A 24,962-nucleotide genomic window follows, 5' to 3' on the forward strand; every position below is an offset into this window, starting at 1 on the left:
ATACAATTAGTCTACCGGTAACCCATGGCCTGAAGATTAAACAATTCTGCATATCGTCCGTTTTTATCCAGTAACTCCTGGTGGCTTCCTATTTCTACCAGTTCTCCTTTTTCCAGCACAAGGATTCTATCAGCCATTCTTACCGTAGAAAAACGGTGAGAAATCAGAACCGCTGATTTTCCATGTGTTAACTCTGAAAATCTTTGAAAAACCTCATATTCAGCTCTCGCATCAAGCGCAGCAGTTGGCTCATCGAGAATTAGCAATTGTGCATCTTTCATATAAGCTCTGGCCAAAGCTACTTTTTGCCATTCTCCGCCAGAAAGCTCCACACCTTCAGAAAACCTTTTCCCTAATACCTGATCATAATGTCCCGGTAATTTTTCTGCAAGCTGATCGGCCAGACTCTGATGTGCAGCAGCTTTAATCAAAGTCTCATTATCTTTCTCTTTGATATTCCCAACCGCTATGTTTTGAGAAAAGCTCATTTGATAGCGGATATAATCCTGGAAGATAATTCCCAGGTTCATCCTTAAATCTGCAAGATCATACGCTTTCAGATCTATGCCATCTAATAAAATCCGGCCTTCCGTAGGGTCATATAACCGTGCAAGTAACTTCACCAGCGTAGTTTTTCCAGCACCATTTTCACCAACCAATGCTAGTTTTTCACCTGGAAACAGCGTGAAGTTCAAATGCCTGTTTGCCCAGCGCTCAGAATTCAGGTAGCGGAAGCCAACGTCCTCAAAAGTAAAGCCTGTTTGAATAGTCTTTGGGAAGGGGATAGGTTTTGCCGCAGTGGTGATTTTTGGCATAATCTCAAAGAACTCGAAGAAATCACGTAAATAAATAGCTCCCTGAGATACCGCAGTAAAACGCGTCAGGATTCCTTCCAGTAAAGTTCTGAGCTGCCGGAAAGAACCCGCTAAAAAGGTAAGTTCCCCAATGGTCACTTTTCCGGAAACCGCGTCCAGGATAATCACTATATAAGCTCCGTAATACCCTGCCGTACCTAATAAGGCAAAAAACACACCCCATGCCGAACGTTGTACAGCCAATCTTTTATTCGCCTTGTAAAACCTGTCTGATAAAAGTGAAAACCGGTCAATTACAAAACCAGAAAGATTAAATATCTTGATCTCCTTGGCTGTTTCATCACTCGCACCCAGAAAACGAAGATAATCCAACTCTCTTCTTTCAGGAGTTTGTCCCCTGGTTAACGCATAACTCTGATCATTAAAATAAGATTCTCCTAAAAAAGAAGGCAGGATAGCGACGAATAACAATAAAATCAACCACGGATTAAATGCAATCAAACCTGCTGCAAGAAAGCCCATCGTAATCAGATCCTGTAACTGGCTCATCACCTGCGAAAGTAAAATCGTGCGCCCTACAGTTTGCTGTCTTGCGCGTTCCAGTTTATCATAGAAAACAGAATCCTCAAATTGATCCAGATCCAGCGTGGCAGCATGTTCCATGATCTGTATAGAAGTATGCTTGGAAAAAAGATCTCCCAATAAACTATCCAGCAGTGAGATCGCCCTGCTTAACAAATCTGAACAGATTGCCAGTACAAATTCCAGCGCAATCAACTCCCACAAATAAGTCAGATCATGCTGCTGTGGTGTTTTACTGTACAAGATCACCTGATCAATAATCAGCTTACCCACATATAACATCGCCAGCGGAGTAGCAGAACGCGCTATCCGCAAAAACAAGTTTGAAATGGTCATTCTGGGGCTTGTCTGCCAGACCATTTTAAAGAATTCCGGTAAATTACCTAAAGCTGCAAATCTTTCTTTGAGCGTTAAACTTTCTTTTTTAGAATTCTGAAGAGAAGATTTATTGAACAACCTGTTTGTCGCCATGCTTACAAAAATACGTAAACTCTTCGAACAGACTGGCATCTTCACCGGGTTTCAATCCCTCATGCGGAATGGCGTAGTATTTTCCATTGATTTGGTGTCCCACCTCAGTTTTCTCAATCTCCAGATTTAGGAAACCATGCTGCATCGTACATGCATTTTCCAACGTAACATGATCAAAAAGATCACTTTTATCCGTATACAAGAGGTCATCACTCTCCACTAACCAATGTAACTCGTCAAAACCACCCGCACCACAAACGATAAATGGAACAACATCTCCATTCGCATAAGTTTTGTTAAAACGCTGGTAATTATGTACATGTCCGCTTAATACAAGGTCCGGAGTTACGCCCGCAGCTTCAAAACAATCTTCCATGATATTAATCATTGGTAAACTCGAGCTATGGTTAAAATCGGCTGAATAAGGGGCATGGTGAACACAAACTACAATTGCTTTCTCTGCACGTTCAGCAGCAGCGTGTTTCAGCTCTTCAATAAACCATTGTTTTTGTTCTTCAGTAATCACCCCGAATTTAGGAACGTTGCTGTGCAGTCCTATAATATTTGCTAATGGCGTTTGTAAAGTCCAGTACACATGAGGCTGTATTCCGCTCATACGATTTAGTTTTGTACCGAAAGGAACAGGTCTTGGTGCCTTTCCGCAAAACACGCTGGTAAACGGAGTAAGACTTGAATAAGGTGGTTTTGCATTCGGGTTCACATCGCTGTCATGGTTACCCGCAATTGCATAAATTGGAGCAGGATAATCTTTATAGGGGGTGAAAAACTGGCGCTCATACTGTTCAGCTTCTCCGAAATGATAAACAATATCACCTACGTGGTAAAGAAACTGAGGCTGATCTGCCGGATTTTTGGCCTGATGATGCTGCTTGCCCATTTCTTCTGCAATGAGCTTTTGAAAAGAAGGAGATTTTAATCCTCCTGTATCACCCGCAACCTGGAAGACCATTTTATGCGGATCAGGTAGTATTAATGCTGGATTCAACCGGTAAGGATATTCTCCGAACGGAGCAGGCAGCGGCTGAAATTTATAGGTGTCGTCTGGTTGGTTTAATTTGAATAAAGGTGTTTTTCTATTTTCTGATGACATGCTTATCTATGCGTTTTTAATCAGGATAGCCTCGAGCACATTCGCTGCATCATCGCATTTATCGGTAGCCATCTCCAGGGTCTGGAGAATCTCTTTTTGCTTGATGAGCTCGATCGCATCTGTTTCTGAGATAAACAAACGGGCGATGGCAGTGTTGCAAAGAAAATCTGCCTGGCTCTCTCCCTTATTAATTCTAGAACAAACATCAGCAATAATATTGGTATTCTTGAAATTACGGAGTTCCATTATCGCTAATTCCAGATCTTTGGACATTTCTGTGATTAACTTGGCCAGATGTATAATTTCCTGGCTAAAAACATTGACTTTATACAGCTCGATATTTAAAGAAGTGGCATAGATATAATCCGCTACATCATCCAGCGCACTTACTAAAGCGTGGATATCTTCTCTGTCAAAAGGAGTGATGAAATTTTTGCTCAGTTCAAGGAAAATTGAATGCGTAATATCGTCTCCGGCCTGTTCCAGCTTTTCGGTTTCTCTGAATTGCGCAATACGCTGCTCCTGATCTTCAGTAGTTACCGTAAGCAAAAGGCTTTGTGAGATCTTAACCAGATTTTTAGCATCCTGCTCAAACAGCGGCTGGAATTTTTTGTCTTTCGGACTAAAGAAGTTGAATACAGAATTCATCGGAATGGGGTTTCTGTAAAAATAAACAGGTAATGTTAAGTCTTCATCAACTCTGTATGAGATTAGCTATCAGGCAATAAGTTTCTGCAATGCTGCTTCGGGGATCAGCGTCGGATCTTTAAATTGTTTATTCAATAAACCTCTGCGGATGCGGATTGTCCGCGTTGTGGTGACGATAACCGCACCAGATTTAGTATAACTATGGGACACATAAGATCCGATTGAAGGATCAAAAAGCTGAATTCTAAAGAGTAGTTCGTGGAAAATGAAAATTGGTAGCGGCACGCTGTAAAGGTAAGTTAACAGTTTGGTAATCTTTAATTATCATTCTGTTAATGATGATTTTAAGTTAACATAGATTTAATATTGGAGACTCGGGAGGCCTTTACTATAACTGAAGAAATTTGTAAGATGTTTAAACAGATTGGATTAAATATTAATTTTTTAAATTATAGTACTCTTCAATGTATAACAATCCCTACATTTGCGCCACTCAAATAAAAAAAATGGCAAATCATAAAGACGTCAATAAGCTAACCGCGGCAGGTTTACTAATTAGCTTAGGGATTATTTACGGAGATATAGGTACTTCTCCACTGTATGTTTTCAAGGCAATTATTGGCGACAGGTTAATTACTTCAGACCTGATACTCGGAGGCTTATCCTGTATCTTCTGGACATTAACGCTTCAAACAACTATAAAGTACGTGATCATAACGCTTCAGGCGGACAATAAAGGGGAGGGTGGTATTTTCTCTTTATATTCTTTGGTTAAACGTAAAGCAAAATGGCTCATTATTCCAGCGATGATTGGTGGTGCAGCCTTGCTTGCGGATGGAATTATGACACCAGCAGTAACCGTTTCTTCGGCAATTGAAGGATTAGGTATTATTTATAAAGATCTGCCAACCGTGCCGATTGTTATGCTGATTATTACTTTCCTTTTCGGTATCCAGCAATTCGGAACTTCATTTATTGGTAAAGCGTTTGGCCCGATTATGTGGCTTTGGTTTACGATGATTGCTGTTCTGGGCGCAACTTATGTAATGCAGTTTCCGGAAATCCTTAAAGCGATCAACCCTTATTACGCATATCATATCCTGACTACCAATCCCGAAGCATTCCTGATTATTGGTGCAGTATTCTTATGTACAACTGGAGCAGAGGCACTTTACTCTGATCTTGGTCACTGCGGACGCTCCAATATCCGTGTCAGCTGGGTATATGTTAAAATCTGTTTGATTTTAAGTTATATGGGACAAGGAGTATGGTTATGGCAATTACAAGGTAAACACCTGGGAGAGATTAACCCATTTTTCCATATCATGCCAGACTGGTTCCTGATTTACGGAATCCTGATTGCAACTGTAGCAGCAGCTGTAGCCAGTCAGGCTTTAATTTCAGGATCATTTACCCTGATTTCAGAAGCGGTGAGGTTAAATCTATGGCCAAAAGTTAAAATCAATTATCCAAGTAATTCAAAAGGACAGTTATACGTGCCTTCTATGAACTGGGTATTATTTATAGGTTGTATCCTTGTCGTCTTGATTTTCCAGAAATCAGAGCATATGGAAGCAGCATACGGTTTATCAATTACCGTAGCCATGCTGATGACAACCATCCTGGTCTCTATCTTTTTAATGCGTAAAAAGGTACCGATGTATCTGATTGTGATCTTCCTGACTATTTACGGGGTGATTGAATTAACTTTCCTTGCAGGTAATGCGGTGAAGATATTACACGGAGGATGGTTTACATTAATTTTAGGTATGTCTCTTTTCTCTATCATGTGGGCCTGGTCTAACGGTCGCCGGATCAGAAACAGGTACATGCGTTTTGTGGACATTGAGAAGTATTTCCCAATTATCAGCAAGATCAGTGAAGATGAAACTATTCCTAAATATGCCTCACAATTAGTTTATCTGACCAGTGCCAATTTCAATTTCGAAATTGAATCCTCGATCATGTATTCTATCATTCAGAAACATCCTAAAAGAGCTGATGTATACTGGTTGTTACACGTTGATGTAACCGATGAGCCTTTTACAATGGAATATAAAGTGGAGCAGTTAGTCGATAAAAAACTGATCAGAATTGATTTCCGTCTTGGATTCAGGGTAGAGCAGCGCGTCAATGTACTGTTCAGAAAAGTAGTAGAAGAGATGGTTAAAAACGGGGAAATTGATATCACCAGTAAATATGCTTCTCTGAAAGAACATAATATTGCAGGAGATTTCAGGTTCGTTGTGATTGAGAAAGTACTTTCAAACTCTAACAGTTTACGCTTTATCGAACGCTTTACGATGGCTTACTATACCATCCTTAAAACATTTAGTGTACCAGAAGAAAGAGGATTTGGTCTTGACTTAAGCTTTGTAGCAGTAGAAAAGGTCCCTTTGATTGTTGATATACCTACTGATTTTTACTTAAAAAGGCTGGATTAATCCTTCTTGCCAAAATCTGACGGCCTGATGTTCGTGAGCTGAAAAAATGCTTTACTGAAGGCCGCCAGACTATTATATCCTGTTAAATACGCGATTTCTGTCGTCGTTTTATCGCCCAGCATAATGAATTCTATAGCTTTTACAGTTCTGAGTAACTTCAGATACTGCAAAAAAGAGATGCTCATTGTAGATTGAAATAAACGTGATAAGGTGCGTTCCCCCATCCCAAAGCGACTGGCCAGGTTTTCTAAAGTCAGCGGTTGTGCAAAATTCTGAGAGAGATACAGTACGATAGGTCTTAACCTTGTATTGGATGTTGTAGGCAAAGCAATCGGAAATGATTTAGTACTTAACTGTGGTAAAATATCTTTGATCGCCACTAAAAAATTAAAACCGGGATCTTTCTTCTCAATTGTCCCGGTCCAGTTCTCTGCAAAAACGAGCATCTCAAATAATAAACTGTTTACCGGATAAATTCCCAGTTTCTGATAAAAAGGGTCCAAATGATCATCTTCTGTATAAAAGTATAAGTTATGGGTAACCGTAGCTGCATTTCTTACATTCAGATAATGTTCCATACCACCCGGAATCCATACATAATGTCTGGCAGGAATAATATAAGTTTTGTTCTGGATATGAATATATGCGATCCCGCCTTCTACATAAGTGAGCTGGCCTTTGGTATGAGAATGTCTGGGAAGGCTTCTTTCCAGCTTCTCATGGACGATAAATATGCTTTTTGGCTTGAAATCTATGTTTTTAAGGTAGGCTGCTGTATCTAAAAGTTGCATTGGCTGGAATGGACAAATATTTGGTAATATAGGTAAAATTACAAGTGTTTCATAGGTGTAATTTTGTATCATTCTTAAAGACATGTACTACATTAATAAAAAACTCGTTCTGTTGCTCTTCTCTATTTTCCTGTTCAACAGGTTGAAAGCACAAGAGACAACCCCAATTTCAATGTCACTAAACCAAATCTGGGAAAAAGTGACTGCTAATAATAAAAGCATACAAATGCAGGATCTTCGGGTCAAAGGAACTGTAGAAGGGATTAAAGATGCTAAGGCAGAGCGTCTTCCTGAAATTTCTGCCGAAGGTGAATATGCAAGAGTCAGCAATGTGCCTATTTACGAAAATGGATTATTCCATACGCCAAGTCAATTTGAAGTGGTGCATACCTCTTATAAATTTGGAGGTAGTGCTTATTTGAATTTGTACAACGGAAGCAAGACTAATATTAAGATTGCGGAAGAAAAGAAAGAAAATGAGATCGCTATTGAACAGCGTAATCTGACTACTTCAGAAATGAAATTAAGGGCGACTGCTTATTTCCTTGACCTGCAAAGAAGTAATATTTTTAAAGCCTTGTTATTAAAAGATATCAGTGACCAGGAAAAACAACTGGAAGAAATCAAACAATTGCTTAAAAATGGGGTCGTACTAAAAAGTGATGTGCTTCGGGTAACCTTAAAATTATCCAGGCAAAAAATGGCATTGGTTCAGCTAAACAATGACCTGGCCATAGCCAACCAGAAATTGAATATACTGACCGGATTACCTGATGAAACTGTGATTCAGCCGGCAGAAGATTTAAAAGCTGATTTGCCGGTGCTAAAGCCTTACAATACCTATTTGTCGGATGCAATGGCACATTCCTTTGCTTATAAAATATCTGAAAAAGAAACAGAGTTGCGCAAATTGGAAGTGAAGAACGTAAAAGCAAATGTGTCTTTTAAACTGGGTTTATTTGCCAATTACGCTTATTCCTATCCTCAGATTCTGCTTTATCCTTATTCGATAGCCGTTTACGGCTTAGGGATGACCGGGATTAAAGCAAGTTTCCCGATTTCTTCCTTTTATCACAATACACATAAAGCAAGAGCAGCCGAATTGAAATATCAGCAGCAAGAAGTAGAACATTCGGATACAGAAGATAAAATCAGGCAGGAAGTAAATGAAGCGTATTTGAGATATAAGGAATCACTGACCAGGATTGATGTTGCCAAAGAAAATATCAGCCAGGCCACAGAGAATCTAAGAATTGTGAACAACACCTATTTCAACCAGCTGGCCTTAGTGACAGATTTGCTCGATGCAGATACACAATTACTTCAAACACGTTTCGATTACGCTGCGGCCAGAATCGCAGCACAATTACAATTTTATCAATTACAAAAGGCAATAGGTAACCTCTAACATGAAAACAAAGAATAACTATACGAATACGGATCAGCTGATTACAAAAATAACAGCCTGGATAGCTGGAATTATTGCTGTGGGGCTTGCCATCTGGGGGATTATGTCCCTGGTTGAGCTTTACAACTATGAGGATACCAACGATGCACAGGTCGAAGAATATATCAATCCGATCACTTCACGCGTGGGCGGTTTTATCAGGGAGATTAAATATGAAGAAAACCAGGAAGTAAAAAAGGGAGATACCTTACTGATCATTGATAACAGTGAATATCAATTACAGCAAGAAGAAGCCGAAGCCGCATTGTCTAATGCACAGGCTCAGATTTCTGTATTGGAAAGCAATGTTTTAACCACTTCTAAAGTTTCTCAGGCCAGTCAGTCACAAATAGCTTCTGCAAAAGCAAAATTGGTGAAACAGCAACAAGATTATGACAGGTACTCCAAATTATTTAAAGTAGAATCTGCCACACAACAACAATTAGAGAATAGTAAAGCTGCCCTGGATGTGGCGACTTCAGAATATCAGGCCGCTCAGGAAAACTATCAGGCATCTTTATCAAAAGTAAATGATATCAGGTCACAAAAAGGAGTCTATGAGGCGGAAATCAAACGTCGTAAAGCTTTATTAAGCAGAGGTAAACTTGATGTAAGTTATACAATTATACGTGCACCTTACAATGGTAAAATGGGCAGAAGAACAATTCAGGAAGGACAACAGATCCAGACTGGACAAACGTTGGCCTATATTGTAGATCAGGATGCAGGTAAATGGGTGATTGCTAATTTTAAAGAAACACAGATTGCTAAGATGAGGGTCAATGGAGCAGCAGAAATTACTGCCGATGCTTTTCCTGGCAAAACATTTAAAGGTGCTATCGTTTCTCTTTCTCCGGCAACAGGAGCCAGGTTTTCTTTGCTTCCTCCTGATAATTCCACAGGTAACTTTGTGAAAATCGTTCAGCGTATACCGGTTAAAATTAAACTGACAGAAAGCAGGGAAGTGGTGGATCAGCTGCGCGCAGGGATGAATGTTAATGTGAAAATAAGTAAAGACTAATGAGTTTAGCTTTGCCAGTATTTAAATCGTGGGTGCCAGTCTGGTTAATCAGGGCAACTATCTTTCTGGTTATCTTTCCGGGACTTTTGCTGTTTGGCTTATCAACGGCGAGTGGCGCCGGAGCAGCCGGATATTATGGAATTGAGCCAGCAGATGTCCAATATTCTATGGTGATCTTTTATGCAGCGGTAGCCGGGTTCTTTGCACTGGAAAGAAGGTTTTTCATTTTCATTGCCACCAGAGAATATTTTATACTTAGTATCCTGATTCAAATGGGCACGGCTTATGTATGTTTTCATACTCAGAACCTTTATATCTTACTGTTTTTCAGATTTCTGCAAGGGATGTCTAACTGTATGTCAACCAGTATTTGTATTACACTGATTTTTGGAAGTCTGCACAATGAGAGAGCAAGGGAAATCGGTTATTCTATCTTTTACGGGATGTTGCTGTGTATTACGCCGATATCAACTATCATTACCGCGCCTATATTAAATGCATTTGATTATAATGTGTTATATAAGTTTATCATTTTCGCCTATATCCCCGGTGGGATTCTGCTGCTGATTATCATGAATAATATCAGACTGAACAAAAAGATGCCACTTTATCAACTGGACTTTTACAGTTTTATCATTTATTCATCGGTGCTGTGTTTATTAGGTTATACACTGGTATACGGACAACAATATTACTGGCTTCACGATTCCAGGATCGTCTGGAGTTTATCAGGGACTTTGATATTGATAGGCTTACATATCATTCGCCAGCTTCATCTGAGACGCCCATACCTGAACCTGGATGTCTTTAAACACCGGAACTTTAATGTGGGGATGTTTATGATCTTTATTTTATACCTGGTTCGTGGAGCTTTGGGAATAATCTCTGTCTACTTTGCCGTTATTCTAGGTATGGACCCTATACATATAGGTTATATTATGGCGGCGAATATCGTAGGTATTATATTAAGCGTACTCATTTCGTCCCGGTTGATCATTATGAAAAGACCGATCCGGCTGGTCTGGCTATATGGTTTTGTATTGTTATTGATTTTTCACGTCTGGATGTGGTTCCTGTTTACTACTCAGGCCGACCCCTCTACTTTTGTTCTTCCTTTAATTATCCAGGGAATGGGAGCGGGGATGCTTATGACACCAATTATTGTTTTTGCGATTTCCTCAGTTCCTGAACGTTTAGGCAGTTCTGCATCTGCAACGGGTGTATTTTTTCGTTTTACCGGATTTTGTTCCAGTATTGCTTTAATCAATTACTTTCAATTGCAACAAAAGAGTAACCACATCAACCGTTTTCAGGAACACCTGAGCGGGCTGAATACTGTGGTTACTGAACGTCTGGCTCAATACACGGGTGCATTAACCAATAAAGGCATGGCACCCGATCTGGCAGCCAAAGCAGCAAGAGGTTTATTGAACAGAAGCGTTGACAGCCAGGCACAGCTAAGAGCAATGATGGATTATTATCTGCTGATTAGTATTTTGCTGATCGCTGTACTGCTGGTTATCGCTTTATTTCCAAAGTTGAACAGGACAAAAATTAACTTAAAATCTAATCAGCCGGCTCCGGCTTCTTATTAAAATCTGCTGATACTGATCTCCTGCAACACAGGAGATCAGGTACGGATTATCTTCTCTTTTTCATCTTCATCTTCGTCTCTCTGGCCTGCGCCAAGGTTGGTTTTGGTCTTTTTACCATACAATGCATCATCATTTTTTGTCATATCATTGTCAGAATCATTGTTTTTGGCGTCTTTTAGCTCGTCTTTTATTCCATCCTGTTGATTTAGATTTTCAATGGCAGGAAGCTCAGATCCGTCCCTATGTTCGCTGGTACTATTATACCTTGGTAAGGTCTGATTTTGAGGTTTGTCAGTGTTAAAGTCTTCTGAGTCAGCTACTTTATGTTTTTCTTGTGGATTGTCTTTTTTCATGGCTTTATGGGTTGTTAAAACATAAAACCTTTAACAATACCCGGTAGAAATGGTTTTAAATAAACATCCAGACATATTAAAACCCAATTATCGTTCGTTAATGATTTGGAAGAAAACAAACAATTATTAACTTTAAGCCCAGAAATCAAATTTAATTAACAAAATATCATGGAAAAATTCGCAAAATTAAAAGAGTTAATCGCCGGAGTTGAGGCAGATGCAGACAAGTTTTACAATTCAGGTAACGGCGCAGCTGGTACTAGAGTACGTAAAGCAATGCAAGATTTAAAAACACTTGCTCAGGACATCCGTACTGAAGTAACTGAAAAGAAAAACAGCGACAAATAATAATATTTGTACCTGCATTCGCAGGCTTAATAAAAAAAGCCGGTTCATTTATAATGAGCCGGCTTTTTTTATTTGAAGAGATTTCTCAACGATGACTTAACAAAAAGTTTTTTACTGAAGTTTGTTTTACTTTTTCAGTGCCAGTATATTATCCGGTCCGGGATGAAACTCATTCTCAGTTTTCGCGATCACAATCGTAGCCACTCCGTTTCCAATGATATTTGTAATTGCACGTGCTTCACTCATAAACTTGTCTACCCCTAAAAGGAACGCAAGCCCCTCTACCGGAATCTTATGGATAGCAGTAAGCGTAGAGGCCAATACAATAAAGCCGCTGCCTGTCACGCCCGCAGCGCCCTTGGATGTCAGCATTAATATCCCAATGATACTCAGCATCTCCGCCAATGATAAATGAACATTATACAACTGCGCTAAAAAGATAACAGCCATTGATAAATAAATAGATGTCCCATCCAGGTTGAAAGAATAACCAGTAGGAATAACCAATCCGACAACCGATTTACTGCAACCCAGCTGCTCTAGTTTTTTCATGATAGAAGGCAAAGCAGATTCCGAAGAAGAAGTTCCCAGCACAAGCAGCAGTTCTTCCTTGATATATTTAAGAAAACTAAGGATGCTTAAATTGAAATACCTCAGAATAGATCCCAGGATCACAAACACAAACAATCCCATGGTTAAATAAACCGTGCCCATCAGTTTTCCTAAAGGAATCAGCGTTTGCAAACCAAACTTACCAATCGTATAAGCCATTCCTCCGAAAGCACCAAGAGGAGCGAGGTACATCACATACTTCAATCCACCAAACACCAATTTCGAAGCTTTTCCCAAAACACCGATAACCGCTTCTCTTTTTGAATAAAAATTGAGTGCAACCCCCACAACAATAGCAACGACCAAAACCTGTAAAGTCAGGTTAGACATAAAAAACTTGCCCCAGTCAAAACCAGCACCCGATTCGGCAGCTTTAGTATACTTAGAAGGGTCTTGTATATTCAGGCCTGACCGGTCAATATGCCCGGGACGTATAATATAAGCGACGAATATGCCGATAGCTAAAGCAAATGTGGTTACGATTTCAAAATAAACCAGTGACTTGACACCAATCCGGCCAACTTTTTTCAGATCACCCATCCCGCTGATTCCCAAAACAATGGTCAGGAAAATAATCGGCGCAATGAATAATTTGATAATATCGACGAAAGTCTTACCCACGATTTCCATTTTTATCGCCAGTGCAGGGTTTGTGGTTCCCAGTATAATCCCGGCAATAATTGCAATCAAAACCCAAAAAGTCAGATTTGTAAATAGTTTTTTCGTAAAGCTTCTTTTTTGTATTTTATCGGGGGTAGTATAATTAATTTCCATATTGAAGGATTAAAAATAATGATTATTAGTTTAAAATTTAGTCAATTGAGATATGATACATCAGTACGTACATCATTTTTCGCATAGTGGTAGTCAGTTCACCATCAGGTTCTGCCCTGAATATGGGTCTGCTTTGTGCATTAAAGACAAGTTTTGAAGAATGGCCTTTCAGTAACAAACTTACACCAGCATCATAAGTAACCATTGGATCTGCGAGCCTTTCAAATTTTGAATACTGGATACCCACAGCAGGCAGTAACTGTGCTCCTTTTTTCTTTTGATTAAAATAAGGCAGCAGAAAACCAGTCTGTACACTGATACTGTTACCTGTTCCAATGACAGGATAACCATTTCCAGAACCATTGAAAGATGCTGTACTGGCATCCAGTCCGTTTGCAGGGTTTCCTATGGCCAGTATCCTTGTATAATCGGGGCCGAAATCGTGGTGATGATAAGCGCCATAAAAGGTGAATGCGGTACCTTTTTCTTTATTGACAGGTGTATCGTAAAAAATATCGGCGGCAAACTGTTTCAGGTTATCGGCTATAGTATCATTTACGGAATTTTTATGCCATAATGCATCTTTTTGAAGTTCGAATCCGGCACCTATAGCCAATACTTTCTTTTTACCCAGATATGCACCCTGGTTTTGCGCCATCACATTACTCTCCTTATCAAAAAACTGCCATTTGATATAACCTGACCAGTTTGGTTTGACCACTTTAGTATTAAATACAGCAATATCAGTCAAAGGAGCTGTCCCTCCCGTATTATAAGGAGTCGTATAGGCAAAGCGGTAATCTAATTTTTCAATGATGCCTTTTACAAATAACCCCAGCCTGCGCTGTGTTATATCTCTTTTATTGATATCCCCGAGGTTAATTAAAGGAGTTTCATAGAGCAAAGTTTTCGTATAACCAGTAGCATATCTTGAAAGGCCCATCCAGGAAGAACGGCCACCTCCAACAGAAATATATTCATTGATCTTATAATCTGCGTATCCATCCAGTAAATCTACATAGGTGTCCGTTTTGGTCAGATTGTTCACATTTGTAGGACCAAGCTGCATCACAAGCATCAAATTATCAACCGGCATAGCAGTTACTTTCAACCTCACACGTCTTAAGGAAATATCGGTTATAGAGCTGAGTTGCGAATCGTTGATTTTACTGCCAGGATTAAGCTGTGTATTTCTAAACCAGACCTGCATGTATCCGCCAAATTTCAGATAATGCGTTTTTTCCTTATTCAGATAAAGTGTGAGGGGATCGGCAGGGGGAGGTTGGTTCTGTGCCAGCACAATTGCAGGCAGCAGAAACAAGATGCCTGACAGGTAATGATAGAATTTCATATTAAATATTTGGTTTGTAATCAGCTAAGAGGGACCAGCAGCTGATTTTACCCCATTGTGCAGAAAAAATATCAATATATAGGGTAGATGAACCTGTCTAAAATTTAACCTGTAAACTGGCATAATAGTTCATGCCATTGAAACCGAATTGATTAGCTGTTCTGCTATAAGGAATCTGTCCGCCAAAAGATAAATTCGTATTCAACTCATTAATCTCTTTTATTTCATCAGGATAGACATTAAATAAATTATTACAACCTGTGCTAACCGAAAATCTTTTATTCAGGCGCCAGGAAAACTGCACATCAGTAATCACCTTACCGCTAAAGGTCTGGTCAAAAACGGGATCATTCTCCCAGGCAGCGACTTGTCCGAAATAAGTATTGCGCAGTAAAAAATTAAAAGCATTCATTTGATAAGCGCATGACAGTATCATTTTACTGTTCGGCTGTGCATGTTCAATAATTCCGATATCAATACGTGGAAGCAACTCAGAAGCCGGGATATTTCCCCCACCCGCAAGCGGAAGGCTGGCCACTTTCAATTTAACTTTAGTCCGGTTGAAAGAAGCAGTTCCATTGATCGTGAGTGATTGCTGCTGCGCAAAAACTGCTGTATAATTAGCTGTAAGCTCAACCCCTCTGGTATAGGTATTTAGCGCATTGATGAAAAACTGAAGGTCTGTTACCCCTGCACTTGCTAAAACCGGACGCAGGGCTACAACCGAACTATCGAGTCTTCCGGAAACGACTATCCGGTTACGAATGGGGATATAGTAAAAATCAGCAGAGAGCGACAGCGAAGAATTAACTGTTCCGGTAAGGCCGGCGCTCAGGTTTATAGAAGTTTCTGGCCGGAGCTTTGGAATGCCCAGTTGCTGTAAAACAGGGCTGTCATTGCGGAAATGCTGTACAAGGTAAACATCCGATTGCCCGTTTTTTTGGAAGAACTGAAATTGAAGCTGATCGTAATAAACCTGCTGTAAAGAAGGAGCCCTGAAATTACGGCTCAGTGATGTCCTGAATACAAAAGCATCTGTTATTCTATGTCTGATTGCCAGTTTACCTGATAAATTTCCTCCAAAATCACTATAGCGCTCATAACGTGCAGTAGCAGCAATTAAGGTTTTTTTGGAAAGTTCCATATTTACTTCAGCATAAATGCCAACATTCGCCCGGTATTTATTTAATTGTTCATCAGGCTTAAAACCAGGTCTTCCATTGGTTCCTAGGAGTTTTAAAAGGGCAGAGGGTGTACCCGGTAAATTTGCATCCAGATAAGATGCCTCATCTCCGGTAATGATCTGGTAATTTTCCAAACGTGATTCCGCACCTGCGGCAAAGGTAATACCAGGGGTGAGCGTTCTGGAAAAATCCAGGTTCAGAATGCCCTGCTGTAATATAGTTCCACCTGCATTAAAAGTTAAAGGAGAGTTTTTACCCATGGAAGCATTCACCGTATTCACCGCTTCACTATTGAGCTTATTATAGCCATAAACAGCACTAAAATCCATATTCCAACCAGCTGAACTTACTTTTTTAAGCCCGGCAGCTACAGATCCGTTGGATAATACAGCAGGAAATTCTGGCAAATATCCATCAGGGAATAGTGGAGTTGAGGCGGGATAGAAATTTGGAAAGCGATAAAATCCGAAGGTTATTGCTCTTTTTTGTGAAAAGCCGCCAAATGAATAAAACTTCCAATCCTGAGCAACAGGCGTTTCCATATTGAACCATAGCGCTATATTCTTGATTTCTGCATCACCATACTGACCCTGGTTACGCTGGAACCCCTTTTCTTTAACCAATAAATCGTCTCTTCGTTTATTTTCAGCTAGTTTATCAGCAGGGGCGGGGAAATTTATGCTGCTCAGCTTAGCCGTATCACTAATCTTGGTATAGACTAATCCGGTATAAGCCCTGGCGCGGTTAGTAGACTGCTGATATTGATAATTTAACGTGAAATTGAGGAACCCTTTGCCTGAAGCCAGTGGTAAACCATAGCTCAAATTGTTCTGTGTATAGCTACCGTCACCTTTACTGGTTTGACCGACCTGAGTACTGAAAGTACCTCCGGTTTCTTTTTTCAAAACGATATTAATAATACCAGCAATTGCATCAGAACCATATTGCGCAGCAGCACCATCCCTTAAAATCTCTATTTTTTCAATCATTGCTGCGGGAATTGCACTTAAATCTGTTCCTGCGGTTCCTTTTCCAACTGTATTGTTCAGGTTTAAGGCAGCGATATTATACCTTCTTTTGCCATTGATTAAAACCAGTAACTGATCCGGGCCAAGTCCGCGCAGGGTTGACTGTTCCGCATAAGAAGCTACATTGTTGATCCCATATTTAGAAGAATTGAAAGAGGAAGAAGTATAATGCAGCATTTGTGCCAGGTCTGTCTGACCAGTTTGCATCAATGTACGCTGATTAAGAACATCCACAGGTAAAGCTGTTTGCAGTTTTGTACGCGGCATTTTGGCATGAGAACCTAAAATAGCCACTTCATCTAAACTTAATATAATCGGTTTGATGATGATTTTTTCGGCAGGTACAGCAGCTTTGATAATATATTGACTATCAGATATCTTTTTAAAAGCCAGATTTAGCGGATTTAGTAAGTGATATAAAATCAGATCCAGATCCGGCTGAGCCAGGCGTTTATAATGGTTCAGTTTAACCGCGGCAATCAATTGTGCTTCATAAACAAAGCTGACCTTATAGTGCGCAGAAAGTAAATCTAATTCATTTCCAAGGGACTGATCAGGGGATTGTGCAAAGACTCTTCCACCAGAAATAGTAAATAGTGCAAGCAAAAGAATGCCTGCTACATATAAATTAACTTCCGATATAAACTTCTTTGCCATTCTCTTTTACTGTCGTATTCAGCAAGGCTGCCAAAGTCTGAATTAAAACAGGTTCATTTTTAAGTTCCAATGTACCGGAAAATTCCCTGGTACGGATGGATTGATCTTTGATCAGATATTTTTTACCATAATAAGCAGATAATTTATTACAGACCTCTGCTACAGTAGCATTTTTGAAAATGTATTTACCATTCACCCAGGAAGTAAACTGTTCGATATCACCTGTTTTTCTTCTCAAGGCAATTTCTCCCTTTTTACAAGTCGCATAGTCACCGGGCGCAAGGATAAGAGACTGGTTTTTATGTTTTAAGCCAACTTTACCACTCACCAAAGTCACAAGCGTGCTATCTGCCTGTGTATTCACATTAAATACAGTGCCCAAAACACTGACTTCAGTAAGATTTGCATGTACAGTAAAGGCTACGGCTGGCTGATTTTTCTTTTCAATATGTTTGATCTGGAAATAAGCTTCCCCATTTAACCAGATTTGCCTGTTCGTTTTGTCCCACTTTTCAGGATATTTCACCGAACTGTTTGCGTTCAGGATAACAGTAGAACTATCAGGTAGCATAATGGTTTTAGTATGTCCATACGGAGCAACAACAGTTAATAGTGCCATGTTCTCAGTCTTATTACCTATATAGAACAACAATCCTGCGCCAATAACCAGGCCGGTCAGTATAGCTGCTATTTTGAAAAAAGGAAATATATTTTTAACAACAGGCTGATAGTCTGTATTCTGTGCACTAATGGTATAGTCAATCCGGTTTTTAAGGCTTTCGTAAAATTGTTCCTTCAGCGGATCTTTCCCTAAAGACAGCAAGCCGATGATTTCCTTGGCTTCATTCACTTTTTCCAGGGACAATGGATGCTCATGAATCCACTTTTCCCAGAAAAGCGTGGCCTGTTGATCAGTGGCTTTTACGTAATTCGTAAAGCTCTCATCATTTACAAAATCAGCTGTTGTATATTCCTGATATGACATTTTTATCGATTATAATTTATAAGAGGCTTTTTAAGGATTAATTACCCCATGTACCCAAAGTAAAAATAAAATAAGGAGATGTTTCTGTCTCAGCCCGTCTATTGCCCTGCCCATTAATTTATAACAGCCCTTGATACTGATATTTAACAGCGCAGCTATTTCCTTGAAACTCATTTCCTGATAATAGCGCAAATGTATGAGTTCCTTTTGTTTAGGCGAAAGCGTCTCCAGCATTGCTAAAACTTTTGTTGCTGTGGATTGGTGGCTTTCTTTTGCTATAAATTCGGATTCAACTGTGTTATAAAATGAAAAATCGCTGTGTATTTCTTCATCATCATCTACAAAATCAGTGCTTACATTTTTTTGTTGTGTTTTTAGTTTATGAATAATCGTTGTTCTTACCGATTTGATCAGATAACTTTTTAAAGAATACCTGATGTCAAATTTAGCCCTGTTTGTCCAGATCCATACAAAGACATCATGCAGACTATCTTCAATAATTTGTATATCATCCGTTAAGCGAAGACCGTAGCCAGTAAGTGTTTTTGCAAACCTTATATAAAGCTCGTCAAAAGCGTGTTTATTATGTTGTTTAATCTGATCAACCAATTCGGCATCATCAAGCAAGGACATAGTACTATTCCTGTTATTTGCCTGCATAAAAAATTATATAAAAGAATTGGTTAGCTATTACCCGTAAAAATAAGGCTAAACTTAGATTATTTATTTTGTTTTAGAAGCTGTTTAAGGTTATAGTGTGAAAATATTTTTGTTAAGTCATTTGTCTTAAAATAGTTGTGTTAAATTTTTTATTAAATTTTATCTCTGAATTAAAATTAATGAATATATTTATTTATCAGCTGATAATTAATTAATCTTAAAACATCTTATTTATTAATAATGTAATGATCTGCCTCTTTTTTATTTTGTTAAAACGTTTTAATGATGCCTAAAATACAAATTTTTAATCTTTAACCAATAAATCATAAACCTATGAAACCATCATGATTTTTCAGATCACCTAACGAAATGGAAATAAAATCATGATAGCTTCATAACCATTAAAAACAAATATAAACCTATGAAAACTAAATCAATGATCTTTAGCCTGCTCGTTTTGAGCACCGCGATCGCCTGTACTAAACAAGACCCGGCCAGCAAAGACGGGCTTTCTTCTGACAAAACGCTGACTCAGCCTAATGCAGCCCTTGTTGATCCTCCAACTACCTGGAAAGAACATTGGTTTGAGCATAATCAATTGCTTAACCGTGTTTTCAAAGATTCAAATGTAGCTGTGTATTATGATGATGCAGTAGACAGGAGCATCACGTGGCCTTATACCTTTTTGGCTCAAGTGTGGAGTTATACCAAAAAAACGTATGGTGCTTTCGGAAATGAATCTCCGCTTTATGTGATTTTGCATACCGGGAAATACAGTGGCGGCCATCCAAGCACTTATATGGATGCCAGTCATGATTACAGAAATGTGATTGATTGCGGTTCTGGAAGTACACAAGCCTGGTTATCAGGAACAGGCAATGACCTGGATCTGACTACGCATGAAGTTGGTCATATCGTAGAAGGCGCTTCAAAAGGCGTACATGGTTCACCAGCATTTGATATCTGGCATGATAGCAAGTGGATGGAGATCTATATCTATGATGTATACCTTGGATTGGGCAGAACGGCTGATGCACAACGCTGGTATAACCTGGTTTCAGCAGGTTCGGATAATTATCCACGTGCGCAGTCTCATTGGTTTAAAGACTGGTGGTACCCACTTTACACGCAATATGGAAAAACAGCTGTTTTGAATAAGTATTTTACTTTATTAGCTGCAAATTTCCCGAAACATGTAGTTTCAAATGGTGTGACCAATATCAATGAATACAGCAGGAAATTGAATTTTGGAGAATTTGTTCATTTCTGGAGCGGGGCTGCGGGTGCTGATTTAAAGCCGCTGGCGCTTACTGCTTTTGGAAACAAAGATGAGCAAGGCAATGACTGGACAGTGCAGTTACAACAAGCGAAACTGACCTTCCCTGGAGTAACTTATCCAGGAAGTACTAATTAATATCAATTAATAATGTAGCGTAAGTATAACTTACGCTACATTTATGGTTTTGGACGGTGTGTTTTCATCCAGTTGTCTACCGAATATGGCCCTGAACCTACTACCCAGAACAGAACCAGCAGCAGCAATACAATAATTGACAGCGATAATTCTGAATTGAGGAAAGAGAACCCTTTAGAAATATTTACAAAGAAAATAGCGCCCAGCAGAATTGGGATCTGTATTACAGCAGCAAAGCGTGTAACCAGTCCGATCAGGATCAGTAAACCACCAACCAGGTGTGCAAAAGCGACAGTATGTAATACTGCAACGGCCATTAACCCTGAAAACCCCAAAGTGTTGTGCTGTATAATCCATTCCTGCTGCACTCCGGTGTCACTGACAAATGCAATACCTTTGCTGATAATCAGTAAGCCGAGTCCGATACGGACTATATCGAGCGATTTGGTGTGATGGATATCACCCCAATGCTCTATTTTTTGAACCATATTCATAAAACCTCCTTTTTAAGATAAACTCATTTGGTTATATTAAGTTAAGGATAAAATATATTTAAAACACAAATATTTGGTGGTTAAATGTTTACGGCCTAAAACTTAGGCCATAATCAGTTCGTGGTTAAGCATAGCGCCTGCAATACTGCCTGCTGCTACGGCATTTGCAATAGATCTCATCGGACTTATATTGTCACCTGCTGCATACACACCCGGAATAGTTGTTTTCTTAAAATCATCAGTCACGATATACCCTCTTTTATCCAGTTCACAGCCAATTTCCTGGGGAACAGTACAATGTTGAACAAATGGTGGTCTGGTATAAAGTGCCTCAATTTTTTCTATCGTTCCGTCTAAAAACCGGATACCTGTCAACTGGCCAGTTGCATGTTCGATATTTGCGATTGGCTTTTCGATAATGGTTACCTTTAAATTTTTGATTTCCTGCTGTTGAACTGTACTGAATTTTGGTTCTCCATTAGTGAAAACCCGAAGATCTTTGTTCCAGTTTGAAACTAATTTACTGAAATCCAATGTGTTTTCATCATTTGATAAAATTCCCAGTGGTTGATCTTTATACTCGTAGCCGTGGCAATAAGGGCAGTGAATGACAGAAATTCCCCAGCAAGATGAAAGTCCGGGAATCTCCGGAAGCTGATCTGCTACTCCGGTTGCAAACAATAATTTTTTTGCGCTGATCTGTATTCCCTTAGCAGTAGTCACTGTGAAATTAAAGTCTTCGCCAATGGCGCTGACTACCGTATCATCCATAAACTGAATTGTTGGATAAACAGCTACCTGATCTTTAGCCGCTTTTGCAATTTGCGCCGGACTAAAGCCATCCTGAGTAATAAAGTTATGCGCATGTGGTGTTTGACTGTTACAAGGCTGGCCGCTATCAATGATCAATGTTTTTCTGATGGCCCTGCCTAAAGACATGGCCGCCGATAATCCGCTATAGCTACCACCAATAATGATAACTTCAAATTCATGTTTTTCCATTTTTTATAATTTATTAATTCCAATTCCATTACTGAATGAAAACCAGGCGAAATCTTTAATGTCATTTTTTGCTACAGATCCGCTGGTTGAAGATTGAATAGTCGCTGTGATAATTCCGCTCATAAACAAATTAATCCAGGCGATTGTCAGGTTAGGACTGATTATCCCCCGTTTTTGTAATTCCCTGATCACAGCTGTTGTAGGGGAAAAAGTCTGATCATAGGTTGCACAATCTTCATCCTCTTTCTGGTGCTGATGCCCTTGATATTGATGTAATTTCTGAAAGAAAGCATATTTAGAACCACATTCAATACTTGCATATAAAACCCGTTCTAACTGGATGAGCGGATCTTCTGAGCTATTGATTGCATTGGTAATATTGACTTTGCATTTATGCTGCATTTCTAAATGGCAAGCCTTTAGCAAATCATTTCTATCTGTAAAATACCGGTGAAGTGTTCTTCTGGTCACTTCTGCCCGTTCCGCTACTTTTTCCAGCGCACTAGAATAGTCATCATTAAAGATTTCAATAGCAGTATCAATAATTTTTTGTTTGGTGTCTTTCATTAATGTTGTTTTTGCAATCAAGTTGCGAAGATACAATTGTAGGAATAATTTCTCAAATGTGAGACATTTAAGTAAAGTTGTTTTAGAAAATGACGTTTTTATGGGAATAGAGTTACTAGCCACAAACGCTGCCAGATATTAAAGAATACCTAAGTTGAATAGAACCGAAACCTTATTTAAACAGGGTAGAAGACTATCTGGAATATGGAGTGGCTTAAGCTGGAAATTATAAACACAGTTCCGCTCATCAACTGATTTTTAATCAATTGATTAAGCAGTAATAGTTTAATTAATCAATGAAATTAAGGAAGGTAATCCAGTATTTTTTCCAGTAACTCACTCTCTTTGTATGGTTTAACTATATAATCATTCAGGCCTGAGGAAATATAGTTCTGATGAGATTCAGGAGAAATCTGGCCGGTTATCGCTATAATTGGTGTTCCACATTTTTTAATATCATGATGAGCCCTGATTTTCTTGGTCAGTTCAACGCCGTCCATGCCAGGCATTTCAATGTCTGTTAACACCATATCATAGTGATTTGAATCAAAAGCTTTTAAAGCATCTTCACCATTTGTAGCCGTATCAAAGCTGATTTTATGTTTATTAAAAATCATTTTGATGACCAGTAAATTCATATTTGCATCGTCCACTACGAGTAAATGGATGTTTTTAAAAGCATCTGCTCTGGAAACCAATACTTCTTTATCCGTTAAAACCTCCTGTGGATGCGCTGCAATGGTATAAGGTAATTCCAGATGGAAACTAGTGCCTTTACCTAAAATACTATTTACTGTTATTTTTCCATGATGAAGGTCAACCAGTTTTTTACAGATTGGTAATCCCAATCCTGACCCTTTTTGCCAATCCATGCGTTTGTTATTGATCACCTGTGAAAACTCATCGAAAATAAAAGGCAGTTCTTTTTCTGAAATCCCAATACCAGTGTCACTGACTTCTATCAGCAAAAGTACATGGCCGGTTTCTGTTTTCCTGATATCCACCTTTACACGGACTTCTCCCTGGTCAGTGAATTTAATGGCATTAGCAATCAGGTTAACCAGGATTTGTTTTAACCGGTATGGATCACCAGTGATCAGTAAATCGGGTGCATCCTTTTGGTTTAATATTAATTTCAGTCCTTTCTGAGTCGCGAGTACAGCAGTTGCTGCAACAATTTCATGCAGAATATTTTTATATTGAAAAGGGGTTTTTGAAAGTGATAATTTTCCTGTTTCCATCCTTGAAAAGTCCAGGATTTCATTGACCGCAGACAGCAGCATTGAAGAAGAGGTTTCCAGCAAATTTGCCATTGTTTGCTGTTCAGTATTTAATGGGGTAGCTTTTAGCTGTTCAGTTGCTCCTAAAATTGCATTTAGCGGCGTACGCATTTCATGGCTTATACTTGTAAAAAACCTGGATTTAACAATGACCTGTTCAGAGGCTAATTTGTTGGCCTTTACAATCCTGTTGTAAGCACGGTATAAAGTAATCAGTAAAGAGATGATTACGATCAATGATACTAAATTGATCATGAAATTAATCTTTCCGGAGGTACCGATGACTTCCAGGGAATGAAGCGTCCGATCTCTTAATGACATCTTCCTGGCCAGCTGAAGTTGATGTTCGCGCGCACTGAATTCAGTAAACATCACTTTGATATTGTCTAAAATCTGGCCGTTGGTCTTTAAAATTGCCCTTTCATTTTCGGTCAGGAGTTTATGGTTACCCCGCTGACTTTCGAAAAGATTTTTATAGAACTTCTCTACATCTTCCAGGTTTTTCCTGGTATAAAGATTATCATTTTCAGTAGCTTCCATGATAACCGTTTCCGTTTTACTAGTCTGAGCGGTATCTTTTTTATCTTCTTTATTGAGTATAGCACTCTTTATACGCTGAAAGAATTTAGTTTTCTTCGCTTCCGGAGCGGGTTTAATAACTTCCGTTTTGATGATCTTTTTTATTACAGGCTGTGGTGATTTCTTAAATGAAATGGCCGTAGATAAAGTTTTACCAGTATCAACTTTCAGGTTGACAGACATTAGTGAATCCGTCATTCTTTTAATTTTTGCATAAAGCAAAATCTGCTTGTCTCTTTTCGCTAAATCATTGGATATATCAGTAGAAACACTGTTCAGATCTTCCTTTGAGAAACTTTCCAATAGGGAAGAAATGCGCTGAATACCCTGGCTATATTTGATGAAGTATTTCTTTTCCCATAAGGAAGTGTACATTCTGAAATTATTTTCCGCTTCCTGCAAGCCCATGTTAATGGTATCCAGCTTGTAGATCTGCTCATTATTCGCATCTCTTTGCAGACTTGTGGCCTGAAGCGTTTTTTGTTCCGTATATTGGTTGAAAGATGTTCTCAACAGCAATCCAATAAATAAAACAATAGTTATCAGAATTACTATAAAGGAGATCCGCTTGTTTTTCATTAGTATATGATTTTTTTTAATCTTATTTCCTGTGTTTTTATACTTAAGGAGGTTTGCCTGTGAATAGTAAAAAATCTTACAAGAGGTTTTAGGTTAGCTATAAACCATAGCAATTTGCTGAAATGGCTTGTTTAAGCTTGTAAATGTAGTTGAAAATTTTGTTAGAAATA

Annotated in this window: 21 protein-coding genes; 6 read left to right on the top strand and 15 right to left on the bottom strand. The window is 39.0% G+C overall.

All coding sequences use genetic code 11. From position 1 onward, the window contains the following. Positions 1-11 precede the first annotated feature (11 nt). The 4 genes from HDE70_RS16735 to HDE70_RS16750 all read right to left on the bottom strand — a co-directional run bounded on the left by HDE70_RS16735 (position 12) and on the right by HDE70_RS16750 (position 3,912). On the bottom strand, positions 12-1,907 hold the full coding sequence (locus HDE70_RS16735; protein ID WP_260161024.1) for an ABC transporter ATP-binding protein: 1,896 nt from the start codon (positions 1,905-1,907) through the stop codon (positions 12-14). Beyond that, the gene (locus HDE70_RS16740) at positions 1,843-2,979 is read right to left on the bottom strand and encodes a metallophosphoesterase family protein (protein WP_183891303.1); all 1,137 of its coding nucleotides are present in this window, start codon (positions 2,977-2,979) and stop codon (positions 1,843-1,845) included. Before HDE70_RS16740 ends, HDE70_RS16735 begins: the two co-directional genes overlap by 65 nt. A 6-nt stretch (positions 2,980-2,985) precedes the next feature. Then, a complete protein-coding gene (locus tag HDE70_RS16745) occupies positions 2,986-3,627 on the bottom strand; it encodes a DUF47 domain-containing protein (RefSeq protein ID WP_183891304.1) in 642 nt (213 codons plus the stop codon). A gap of 69 nt (positions 3,628-3,696) precedes the next feature. Continuing rightward, a complete protein-coding gene (locus HDE70_RS16750) occupies positions 3,697-3,912 on the bottom strand; it encodes a hypothetical protein (RefSeq protein ID WP_183866356.1) in 216 nt (71 codons plus the stop codon). A 221-nt stretch (positions 3,913-4,133) separates the two neighbouring features. Between HDE70_RS16750 and HDE70_RS16755 the strand changes: the two genes are divergently transcribed. Continuing rightward, positions 4,134-6,071, top strand: coding sequence for a KUP/HAK/KT family potassium transporter (locus HDE70_RS16755; protein ID WP_183866357.1), 1,938 nt, complete (start codon positions 4,134-4,136; stop codon positions 6,069-6,071). Here HDE70_RS16755 and HDE70_RS16760 read toward each other — a convergent pair. Then, on the bottom strand, positions 6,068-6,862 hold the full coding sequence (locus HDE70_RS16760; protein ID WP_183866741.1) for a helix-turn-helix domain-containing protein: 795 nt from the start codon (positions 6,860-6,862) through the stop codon (positions 6,068-6,070). The two genes, HDE70_RS16755 and HDE70_RS16760, sit on opposite strands and share 4 nt — an antisense overlap. Before the next feature lie 172 nt (positions 6,863-7,034). Between HDE70_RS16760 and HDE70_RS16765 the strand changes: the two genes are divergently transcribed. Genes HDE70_RS16765 through HDE70_RS16775 form a run of 3 tightly spaced genes read left to right on the top strand, consistent with a single transcriptional unit; the run spans position 7,035 to position 10,925 of the window. Further along, positions 7,035-8,270, top strand: coding sequence for a TolC family protein (locus tag HDE70_RS16765; RefSeq protein WP_260161028.1), 1,236 nt, complete (start codon positions 7,035-7,037; stop codon positions 8,268-8,270). 1 nt (position 8,271) lies between these two features. Next, on the top strand, positions 8,272-9,330 hold the full coding sequence (locus tag HDE70_RS16770; protein WP_183891306.1) for an HlyD family secretion protein: 1,059 nt from the start codon (positions 8,272-8,274) through the stop codon (positions 9,328-9,330). Next, positions 9,330-10,925 (top strand): MFS transporter, encoded by a 1,596-nt coding sequence (locus HDE70_RS16775; RefSeq protein WP_183891307.1) that lies wholly within the window; start codon positions 9,330-9,332, stop codon positions 10,923-10,925. The genes HDE70_RS16770 and HDE70_RS16775 overlap by 1 nt, the downstream gene beginning before the upstream one ends. A gap of 35 nt (positions 10,926-10,960) precedes the next feature. Here HDE70_RS16775 and HDE70_RS16780 read toward each other — a convergent pair whose 3' ends face one another. Continuing rightward, positions 10,961-11,278, bottom strand: a complete 318-nt coding sequence (locus HDE70_RS16780) for a hypothetical protein (protein ID WP_183891308.1) — start codon at positions 11,276-11,278, stop codon at positions 10,961-10,963. 168 nt (positions 11,279-11,446) lie between these two features. Here HDE70_RS16780 and HDE70_RS16785 point away from each other — a divergent pair, with 168 nt between their 5' ends. Beyond that, positions 11,447-11,626 carry a histone H1 gene (locus HDE70_RS16785; RefSeq protein WP_068396067.1) on the top strand — a complete coding sequence of 60 codons (180 nt, stop codon included), beginning with the start codon at positions 11,447-11,449 and terminating at the stop codon, positions 11,624-11,626. Between the two features lie 126 nt (positions 11,627-11,752). On the opposite strand, the gene HDE70_RS16790 is transcribed toward HDE70_RS16785, so the two are convergent. The 5 genes from HDE70_RS16790 to HDE70_RS16810 form a co-directional block, all read right to left on the bottom strand. Beyond that, positions 11,753-13,012, bottom strand: coding sequence for a cation:dicarboxylate symporter family transporter (locus tag HDE70_RS16790; protein WP_183891309.1), 1,260 nt, complete (start codon positions 13,010-13,012; stop codon positions 11,753-11,755). A 37-nt stretch (positions 13,013-13,049) separates the two neighbouring features. Beyond that, a complete protein-coding gene (locus HDE70_RS16795) occupies positions 13,050-14,363 on the bottom strand; it encodes a hypothetical protein (RefSeq protein ID WP_183866363.1) in 1,314 nt (437 codons plus the stop codon). 97 nt (positions 14,364-14,460) lie between these two features. Next, positions 14,461-17,232, bottom strand: a complete 2,772-nt coding sequence (locus HDE70_RS16800; RefSeq protein WP_183866364.1) for a TonB-dependent receptor plug domain-containing protein — start codon at positions 17,230-17,232, stop codon at positions 14,461-14,463. After that, on the bottom strand, positions 17,204-18,217 hold the full coding sequence (locus HDE70_RS16805; protein WP_183866365.1) for a FecR family protein: 1,014 nt from the start codon (positions 18,215-18,217) through the stop codon (positions 17,204-17,206). The genes HDE70_RS16800 and HDE70_RS16805 overlap by 29 nt, the downstream gene beginning before the upstream one ends. A gap of 30 nt (positions 18,218-18,247) precedes the next feature. Further along, positions 18,248-18,877, bottom strand: a complete 630-nt coding sequence (locus HDE70_RS16810) for an RNA polymerase sigma factor (RefSeq protein ID WP_183866366.1) — start codon at positions 18,875-18,877, stop codon at positions 18,248-18,250. Between the two features lie 421 nt (positions 18,878-19,298). Between HDE70_RS16810 and HDE70_RS16815 the strand changes: the two genes are divergently transcribed. Further along, the gene (locus tag HDE70_RS16815) at positions 19,299-20,291 is read left to right on the top strand and encodes a hypothetical protein (RefSeq protein ID WP_260161039.1); all 993 of its coding nucleotides are present in this window, start codon (positions 19,299-19,301) and stop codon (positions 20,289-20,291) included. 41 nt (positions 20,292-20,332) lie between these two features. Here HDE70_RS16815 and HDE70_RS16820 read toward each other — a convergent pair whose 3' ends face one another. The 4 genes from HDE70_RS16820 to HDE70_RS16835 all read right to left on the bottom strand — a co-directional run bounded on the left by HDE70_RS16820 (position 20,333) and on the right by HDE70_RS16835 (position 24,792). Continuing rightward, on the bottom strand, positions 20,333-20,785 hold the full coding sequence (locus HDE70_RS16820) for a DoxX family protein (protein ID WP_183891311.1): 453 nt from the start codon (positions 20,783-20,785) through the stop codon (positions 20,333-20,335). A 102-nt stretch (positions 20,786-20,887) separates the two neighbouring features. Next, positions 20,888-21,787, bottom strand: a complete 900-nt coding sequence (locus tag HDE70_RS16825; RefSeq protein ID WP_183891312.1) for an NAD(P)/FAD-dependent oxidoreductase — start codon at positions 21,785-21,787, stop codon at positions 20,888-20,890. Positions 21,788-21,790: 3 nt separating this feature from the next. Continuing rightward, on the bottom strand, positions 21,791-22,354 hold the full coding sequence (locus tag HDE70_RS16830; RefSeq protein ID WP_183866369.1) for a TetR/AcrR family transcriptional regulator: 564 nt from the start codon (positions 22,352-22,354) through the stop codon (positions 21,791-21,793). A 302-nt stretch (positions 22,355-22,656) separates the two neighbouring features. Next, entirely contained in the window at positions 22,657-24,792 is a 2,136-nt protein-coding gene (locus HDE70_RS16835) for an ATP-binding protein (RefSeq protein ID WP_183891313.1), read from the bottom strand. Between the last annotated feature and the right edge of the window lie 170 nt (positions 24,793-24,962).

It is taken from the genome of Pedobacter cryoconitis (assembly GCF_014200595.1).
Taxonomy (GTDB): domain Bacteria; phylum Bacteroidota; class Bacteroidia; order Sphingobacteriales; family Sphingobacteriaceae; genus Pedobacter; species Pedobacter cryoconitis_C.